The organism is Gemmatimonadota bacterium (assembly GCA_022560615.1).
GTDB lineage: Bacteria > Gemmatimonadota > Gemmatimonadetes > Longimicrobiales > Gaopeijiaceae > UBA1138.
In genome coordinates this window covers 1-7926 of record JADFSR010000072.1, presented here as the reverse complement: position 1 = coordinate 7926, position 7926 = coordinate 1, and the positions used below count along the sequence as shown (strand labels likewise).

Below are 7926 nucleotides of genomic sequence, written 5' to 3'. Positions count from 1 at the left end.
CTGTTCGTGACGGCGCATTCGGTGGTCTCCCCTGTGTGCTTGTAGGCTGTGATTAGGCATCAACAACCTACGCGCTACACATGGATAAGGCAACCCCCGGATGCGCCGTTACTCGTTGTCTCTTATGTGGTTGTGAATTTCCGGATGCGAACTAGTTATGTGAGGACCCTCCGATCCGGAAACAGCCCGGCCGATCGCTACGCCTCGGGAGATGAGTCGGCCCTCGGCCCCGATGCCCGCGCCGGGTTCGAGCTGTTCCGCGAAAAGGCCAACTGCGTGGCATGTCACAACCGCCCGCTCCTGAGTGACGAGCGGTTCCACAACACAGGTGTCGGATGGGGCAGCACTGATTTGGGGCGATTCGAAGTCACGGGTCAGATATCTGACCGCGGGAAGTTCAACACACCTTCGCTCCGGAACGTGGCCCGCACAGCACCATACATGCACGACGGCAGCATGGATACGCTCGAGGAAGTGATCGAGCACTATGACCGGGGCGGGAACCCCAACCCGAACCTGGACTCCAGAATCGCGCCGCTTCAGCTCAATCCGGACGAGAAGAAGCAGCTGGCTGCTTATCTGCGGGCACTCACCGGGCTTCCGTGAGACTCGCGATGTTCGAGGGGTGTCTTGTGCGTGCCGAAAACTCCTGTCTGGCACGAGATTGCGGACTTCAACGAAAGCGGCGGGTCGATGTGGAGTTGGTCTGCGGGTTTTGGACCGTGACCCTAGGGTCTGGCCAAGAATATAGGATCTGAATAGACCAAGAGATACGTGACCATACCATGACCTGTAGGCTGGCTGTCGCTGGATCTGCTCGTAGGTGCTGACATCAGGCGTGTCCTTCGTTCTCATGGCCGGCGAAGATGGGCGCGGCGGCCTTGGCGCAGCAAGGTCGGCGCCCACATGACATCAGCCAGCCGTCAGCAAGTCGTAGTAGGCAGCCACCGAGAAACCGACGGGATCCACGTGATAGTACTGACCCTTCACAAAATGACCGGTCGTCGGAAAGTACGGAGGCGGTGACACCGCCGCACAGGGATCGTAGGCGTAGCGCTTGAGACCGCCTGTCCCCGAACTCGTTCCCACCGCTCCCCGGGTCTTCTGAATGATGCCTCCCGTTATGTAGATGCAGCCGCGGCCCCAGAGCCGCGCCTCGCAGGGCTCCTCCACCCGAGCGCCGGTCCAATAGTTCTCGACGGTGAAGATGTCGAGCGCCAGAATGACGCCGTGGAAGAACTCGTCTTTGGTGTCGTCGTAGGTCCGCATGGCGCTCCCCGGGGCCGGTGAAACGGGAGCGTTCAGCGTGTTGTCCGAAATGACGACTTTGTCGCCCGAGAAGATCCCCATGATGTCCTGGCAGGTGCCGGCGCCCGGATCCGTCGCGTACACGAGGTCGTCGGCCAGCACGATATCGTCGCTGGCAGCGACGGTCACCCGGCCCCTGAGCTCACCGCTGAGAGCTACTTTGCCCTGGACGAAGATCACGCCTTTGAAGTTCGGGTTGTACGCGCGATCGAGCGGAAACAAGTACCCGGCGTCGGGCCGGCCGGCCAGGCCTGGGTGCCGGTCTCCGTTCCAGCGGAGCCATGCCCCGTTAGGATCCGTCGGCAAGAAGCCCCCGTTGATGGCATCGGATCCGCCCAGGTAGCACCGTCGGGTAGCCGACTCCAGGCCGGCCTGAGCGCTGGCGGGGGTGGCCTGGGCAGCCACTCGGAACACTCCGCCGGCGTCCCACCAGCCACAGTTCTGCGACGAGAGCATGTCGGTGGTCGTCACCCACCTCCAGCGCCCCCGGATTCGGACTCGGCGGGTGACCGTGGCAACGTTTCCGACGACCCAATCGGAGTTGGTCGACTGATACACGCGGAAGAATCCCTCGTCGGCATCGGTCCGGTCGCCGTCTCCGTTCAGGTCGAGGGCCACGAACTCGATGCGCGTGGTCGCTTCGCCCAGCTCGCCGTTGCTGTCGCCCAGGAAGGCCACACCTCCGGCCGCCGCCTGGGCCTGAAGCTTGCCGAGATCAGCGGTGGCGGGCATGGGGATCGGCGCCACGTACTCTTCGTAGCCTCTCGCAAACGTGCCGTATTGACCTCCCTGCACCCACTTGGCGGTCCGGACCTCGCCATGGAACGTGGCCCCGGACGAGTAGATCTTCAGCTCGCTGTTGCTGTGCACCGGGCCGAAGATCACGTCACCGCCACCGAAGGAAATGTTCGTAGGCTCGATGTCGGTGAAATAGGCAAACTTGGCGAAGCTCTCCTGATTGATCTGCGATCGGCGGATCACCTCCCCGCCACCTTCGTCACGGACGACGGAGACGATGCTGCCGAACAACCCGTACTGCCCTGAGGTCACTCCGGTGGGACCGACGTACAGCCAGCGCTTTACGCCGGGAACGACTGCCCCGTCACCGTCCTTTACCGCCGCACCGCTCTCGAGCACCGTGTACGCGCTGTCCGGGTAGACCGTAGGATCCCCGTTGATTCGCGCACGGGCCAGCTCCAGTCCCGCGTCGGCGAAGGCTTCCAGAATGCTCTGCCGCTCGTAGTAGCGGTTGGCAAGAAGGTGGTTCGATGCCACGACGACCGCAGCGGTGACCAAAGAGGCGATCACAAGGACGATCATCATGGTCGTGACCAGCACGAAACCGTCTTCCTTGGTTGGCTCCCGTCCGTGCCGCGTTCGCTTTACGCGGCTAGGGTGCGCGGTATGCACTCCTAGCTTACCAAGATTTGGACCGGGTCGGACAACGCGGACAAGGTCGGCGTACAGTCTTGGGCCGATATCGCGTACTCGTATGTGAAGCCCACTTCGATGGCGGTGTCGTCGTACACGTAGGTCGGCGCGCCCGCCGGTATGCTCAAGTAGGGATCGCCCCATTCCGAGTCAGTGGAGAGGCGGCGGAAAATCACGTAGCGAACGACGTCCTCTTCGCCTCCTCTCTCGTCCACCGCCGGGTCCCAGGCGAGACGCACCGCGCGAGTGTCGTCGCTTGTGACGACCTGCGACAGGAACAGGGCCACGCCTAGGATGGGCCCAGCTCCGCACGTCTTGAGCGCTCCGGCACCCAGGTTGGGCAGGCTGATGACGCGAGATACATCAGCGAACTGCTCGTCTGCCCCCGAGAGGCCGTTCGTGACCCTGTAGCTCACCCGCACAGCCCGGATACTGTCGGATCGGGCGCTGCTGCCGGTATCGGCGGGCGATCCGTGGATCTTCGCGGCGTGATACAACGGTATCTCTCCGTCGGGAATACTGTCCAGCACGGTGGCCTGGTCGGCGAAGCCCCGGTGCCTGAAGTAGCGGAAGAACGGCATCGCGTCCCGACGAAGCAGTCGGCGCGCCACCACCTCGGGCTCCTTGCTGTTCACGCGCCGCATGAGTACGAAGTCGTCGACGCGGACGGTGCTCGTGTCCGGCTCGAAGTAGATCGTGATCAGCTCTGCAGGGCTGTTCGTTCCAGCAGGCGTCGAATACGTCGTATCCGGCCAACTCACGCCGGCCACCGGAAGGCTCGTGGGCCCGAGCGGCGCCTGGACCCACCCGTTCGGCGCGTCGACATCCACGTACACGGCAGCGACGTCGTTCCTCAGGTTCGACGTGTGATCCCCCGTGAACGCGATCACGTCCGAGCCCGCGTAGACCATGCTGGGTTGGCCACTCGGCACATTGCTGCCAGCGGTCTGGAGGTCGATCTCCAACTGCTGGACCACGTAGCGCAGACTTTGCACCACCAACAGCCGTTGGGAGCCTTGAAGGAACGCGCGGTTCTGGACAACCATGAACCCGAGCGCTCCGCTCAGGATGATGCCGAACAGTCCGATACTGATGATGAGCTCCACGATGGTGAATCCTGCGCGTCCCGGGCCTCGAGACGGCTCCATCACGGTGCGGCTACCACCGCGGTGCGGGAGAGTCCCTTCTGCAAACCGGGGCCAGTTACCTTCACCGTAATTTCTTTGTAGTCGATCGTGCCTCCGCCGGTCACGAGCTGCTGGATGTGCTTCACGACGATCGTTCTCACGAAGCCTTCCCTGCCCGGAAGCCCGTTCTCGGTTCCTGCGTAGATGCTGTCGAGCTTCTCGTACCGAGGATCCATGGTGATGAGGTCGAGGCGATCCTCCACATGCTGAAGGGCCTCAGACTTGATCGTGACGGACTGTGCCGCTGTAGTCATGCGGCTTGCGTTCGTGCCCATTCCGAGAATGACGAAGGTGAGCAACATCATCGATATGGTCATCTCGATCAGGCTGTACCCGTTGCGGTCCATGGTCAGCAGCCCCTCTTCCATACGAGCGACGAGTAGCTCATGCAGCGCACCTGCCCGGTGGCTCGGTCGACGGCGATCGCACGCGCGTCTTCCGGGAATCCACCGTTCTCGGCGCGCGCGGACGTGAGGTAGATCACTCCCTCCTCGCTGGCGCTGCCGTTTCGGTGGAAGGACAGCCTTGGCAGGCCGCCAAAACGTTTGGCGAAGGTGATCGGAGCAGACCCGCTCGAAAACGTGGGCGCTCCACCAAGACCGAAGCGGGCGCCCTCGTGGAGCTGAACGGTGCGGAAGCTCTCCCCATCATCGGCCGTGGCGCTGTTGTTCTCGTCCAGGAGGATCCGGAACTCGCTCTCGGCCTCGTCAAAGACGAGGATGACGTCGTGCTGCCTCAAGATCGCCTTGCTCTTGGAGGCGATCACCACGCTCGCCACTTCGTTGAGCGCGCTGTTGAGTCTGAACCTGTTGAGGTTGATCTGTGGCGCCATGACACTGGTCATCACGGTGATCAGGCTGAGCGTTGTGATCAGCTCGATGATCGTGAATCCGCGCCTCGAAGGGACTACACGCCGCGGCCCGCGGCTGTAGCTAGGCAGGGTGAACATCGTCTTTTGACTCCGTCGCGTGTCTTCGCGAGGAGAGCCGACAGGCTCGCCTCGAGAAGACTATCCATGTATCCGATGGACCCACACCGGGGTGGGACCGTGGGATCGTAGGCGTGTGGCTAATCGCCTACCTTGACTCAGTAGTCTTGGATTATTCGTGCGACTTTACGGAGCACACATCCACAAGGACATATGTGTTCTCTGCGCCGGCTCGAGCGGCTCCGCGAGAGGCCTTGCACCTCGGAGAATGGGCCGTTCTGAGCATTGCGCGACCCTGTAGACCTGCCAGAATCGTGCCACGGGGGCGGGTCAGGAGTTCCGCGCAGTTCGGCCGGCGTTCGCCCGAATCAGCAGAAAATAATGTCGTTCGGCCGATACTTATTGTCGCAGGCCGCCCCAATGCCCAAGCCGACTGTTAGCGTGACGCACTCCGCGCGCAGCGCCTCCACCTCTCGGGAGCGCGTTAGCGGGCACTCGCTGTCACCCCCGGGGGACATCCACGGGTCGGATCGAGCCGCTGCCAGTGCAGTGCTTTCGCACGTTAGCCGTTCTGGCGTAAGCGCTTACGCGTAGTCCAAGCAACTCGGCACACGTCCTGCACTTCCGGTCGTCAACGGACCGCGACCAGGAGTCGATCATGACACGGGGGTGGGTGGTTGCTTGGACGGTGGTAGGGGTGCTCTTGACCTTGGTCCCCGGAGTAGAGGGCCAGCGACACCGACGTGAGCGAGGGCCCAAAGCACATGTGGGCATCACGTTTATCGCGGCGGAACCGGTGGGCGAGTTGGGAGCCTTTTTCGACCAGGGCTTCGGCGGACAGTTGGGTGTCGGGATCCCTGTCGACGACTACGGCCTCTTACGCATTGTCGGGGACGTCGGCTTCCTCATATACGGGCACGAACGGCAGAGTTACTGCATGCCGCTGCCCTATGGATGCCGGATCGGGCTGGACCTGACCACCACGAACAACATCGTGTTCGGCGGGCTCGGGCCCGAGCTCGCGTTGCCGCTCGGGGTGGTCGAACCCTACGTGCGAGCCACGATGGGCTTCTCGTACTGGTTCACGAACTCGTCACTGAGCGGCTGGGACGACGACCACGGCTTCGGCACCACTACGCATCTCTCGGACGTGGTGGGGGCGTGGCGAGCCGCGGCAGGCGTGCGCCTACGCATCGTCAACGGCTCGAAGCCGGTCTCGATCGACTTCGGTGTGGAGCGTCACGAGAACGGCGTCGCCGACTTCCTGACCGAGGGCGACATCGTGGATCACCCGGACGGGAGCATCTCGATTGGCATCCCTCGAGATAGCCACTGACTGCATTTGGCTTGCGGCGCGGGGGCCGTTCCTATTCCGGACCGGTCACCAACCCCTGGAGCTGGCTCCCGCCCGCAGCCATCCATTCATGTCACATGAGCAGAGACGGTTCAGGCCTGGAGCGACCGACCGCCCTCTAGCAACGACCTGACGCGCTCGCGCTCGACTTTTCCGTTCGCGTTGAGCGGCAGCTCGTTCTCGATACACCAGAGTCGGGGGCACTTCGCGACGCTCAGTCTCTCGCGCAGCGATTCGTCGACGGCATCGAGGTCGAACTCGCCCTCTGCGGGCACGACGCACGCACCGACCACTTCGCCCCACTCAGCGTCGCTTACCCCGACCACGCACGCGTCCGCGACGGCGGGATGCGCTCGCAGCGCCTCCTCGACCTCCACCGCGTCGACCGTGACGCCGCCAGAGACGATGCGGTCGATCCGGCGGCCCGTGACCCACACGTCTCCCACATCGTCGATGTGACCGAGGTCACCGGTGTGATACCAGCCGTCAGCGTCGGCAATGGCTTCATCGGAGCCGACATAGCCGATGGCTCGCGTGGCGCCCCGCACGAGGATCTCCCCGCTCCCGTCGATCTTCAGCTCCACACCCTCGAGCGGCTTACCCAAGGCGCCCGGTTTCGCTCGCACGCGATCCGGAGGTGCAGTCGCCACCTGGGAGGTCATCTCGGTCATGCCGTACGTCAGAGAGATGGGCCACCCCGCGTCGAGTGCCCTGGTCACCAGGTCGGCGGGCGCATGCGCCCCACCGATGAGCGCGCACCGAAACGAAGGCGGCGGTCCCTCGGCTCGATGGTCGAGAAGCCGAAGAAGCTGAGTGGGCACCAGCGACACATGCGTGACGGGACGAGGCACGCCGCCGGACGGACGCCCATCGTTGGAAGGCCTCTGGCCGCCGATGAGATCCGAAGCGACCTCGACGTCGAACGCGCCCGCGGCGAATACGGCGGCTCCGGTCATGAGCGCCCTCACGACCAATACGAGCCCCCCTACGTGAGCGATCGAGAGTGACGCCAGCCACACGTCGTCTGCACTCGAGCCGAGCCGATCGCCGACCGCCGTGGTGTTGGCGCACAGGTTGTCGAACGAGAGCGCCACGCCGCGCGGCGTGCCGGCAGTCCCGGAGGTCCACAGGATCACCTGTGCTCCCGTTGCCGCCCGCTCAAGGGTCGTGCACGCAACGTCGGCCTCCACACGGGTCAGCTTTGGGTTGAGCGGGACGACCGTCGCCCCGCACCGCCACGTCGCCAACAGCGTGATGATCCCGTTCACGTCGTTGCTGGCGACGAAGGGTCGGATCACCCTCGCCTCCACTCCCTCTCTCGCCAAAACTCGCGCACGCGCGTCGACCCGACGGTTCAGCTCCTCGTACGTGCAGGAGCCTCCAGGCCACAGCAACGCGACCCGCGCCGGGTCTACCGTCGGCCCGCGCTTCCCGGCCAGCACCCACTCGAGCAGATCTACGACCATCAGCCAACAGCGAGTCCGAGCCCGAGCAGCAGGCCATAGACGCCGACGACGCGGGCTGTCTCGCCCAGCGCCGGCAACAGCTCCGCTGGATCGGTGTGGGTCAGGACGCGTCGTACGGGCGCGAGGCAGAGCGGAGCGACCAGCAGCGCGGCGAGCGAAGCCGCGGGCCAGCCGTACGAGCGCCACCCGACAACCGGAACGATGAATGCGACCAACAGCATCATGAGATACTCGACCTGCGAGCCGCGCGTG

General features: G+C 64.0%; 8 protein-coding genes. 2 read left to right on the top strand and 6 right to left on the bottom strand.

All coding sequences use genetic code 11. The features are described from left to right. Positions 1-159: 159 nt before the first annotated feature. Complete coding sequence (locus IIB36_19705) at positions 160-606, top strand: c-type cytochrome (protein MCH7533967.1); 447 nt, start codon at positions 160-162, stop codon at positions 604-606. Between the two features lie 306 nt (positions 607-912). Here IIB36_19705 and IIB36_19700 read toward each other — a convergent pair whose 3' ends face one another. The 4 genes from IIB36_19700 to IIB36_19685 form a co-directional block, all read right to left on the bottom strand. Beyond that, a complete protein-coding gene (locus IIB36_19700) occupies positions 913-2646 on the bottom strand; it encodes a hypothetical protein (protein MCH7533966.1) in 1734 nt (577 codons plus the stop codon). Positions 2647-2720: 74 nt separating this feature from the next. Beyond that, complete coding sequence (locus tag IIB36_19695; protein ID MCH7533965.1) at positions 2721-3845, bottom strand: hypothetical protein; 1125 nt, start codon at positions 3843-3845, stop codon at positions 2721-2723. A gap of 41 nt (positions 3846-3886) precedes the next feature. Beyond that, entirely contained in the window at positions 3887-4273 is a 387-nt protein-coding gene (locus IIB36_19690; protein MCH7533964.1) for a hypothetical protein, read from the bottom strand. A gap of 2 nt (positions 4274-4275) precedes the next feature. Further along, positions 4276-4875, bottom strand: a complete 600-nt coding sequence (locus IIB36_19685; protein ID MCH7533963.1) for a prepilin-type N-terminal cleavage/methylation domain-containing protein — start codon at positions 4873-4875, stop codon at positions 4276-4278. Between the two features lie 637 nt (positions 4876-5512). On the opposite strand from IIB36_19685, the gene IIB36_19680 reads away from it, so the two are divergent. Further along, positions 5513-6190 carry a hypothetical protein gene (locus IIB36_19680; protein MCH7533962.1) on the top strand — a complete coding sequence of 226 codons (678 nt, stop codon included), beginning with the start codon at positions 5513-5515 and terminating at the stop codon, positions 6188-6190. A 110-nt stretch (positions 6191-6300) separates the two neighbouring features. Here the strand turns inward: IIB36_19680 and IIB36_19675 are convergent, their stop codons facing one another. Together IIB36_19675 and IIB36_19670 are read right to left on the bottom strand one after the other, a co-directional pair. Further along, the gene (locus IIB36_19675; protein MCH7533961.1) at positions 6301-7674 is read right to left on the bottom strand and encodes an AMP-binding protein; all 1374 of its coding nucleotides are present in this window, start codon (positions 7672-7674) and stop codon (positions 6301-6303) included. Beyond that, a partial coding sequence (locus IIB36_19670; GenBank protein ID MCH7533960.1) for a 1,4-dihydroxy-2-naphthoate polyprenyltransferase occupies positions 7674-7926 on the bottom strand: 253 nt, incomplete at its 5' end. The genes IIB36_19670 and IIB36_19675, both read right to left, overlap by 1 nt.

Coding starts and splice junctions, on each gene's coding strand:
- IIB36_19690 (MCH7533964.1), bottom strand. CDS start 4,273: ATGGACCGCAACGGGTACAGCCTGATCGAGATGACCATATCGATGATG.
- IIB36_19685 (MCH7533963.1), bottom strand. CDS start 4,875: ATGTTCACCCTGCCTAGCTACAGCCGCGGGCCGCGGCGTGTAGTCCCT.
- IIB36_19680 (MCH7533962.1), top strand. CDS start 5,513: ATGACACGGGGGTGGGTGGTTGCTTGGACGGTGGTAGGGGTGCTCTTG.
- IIB36_19675 (MCH7533961.1), bottom strand. CDS start 7,674: ATGGTCGTAGATCTGCTCGAGTGGGTGCTGGCCGGGAAGCGCGGGCCG.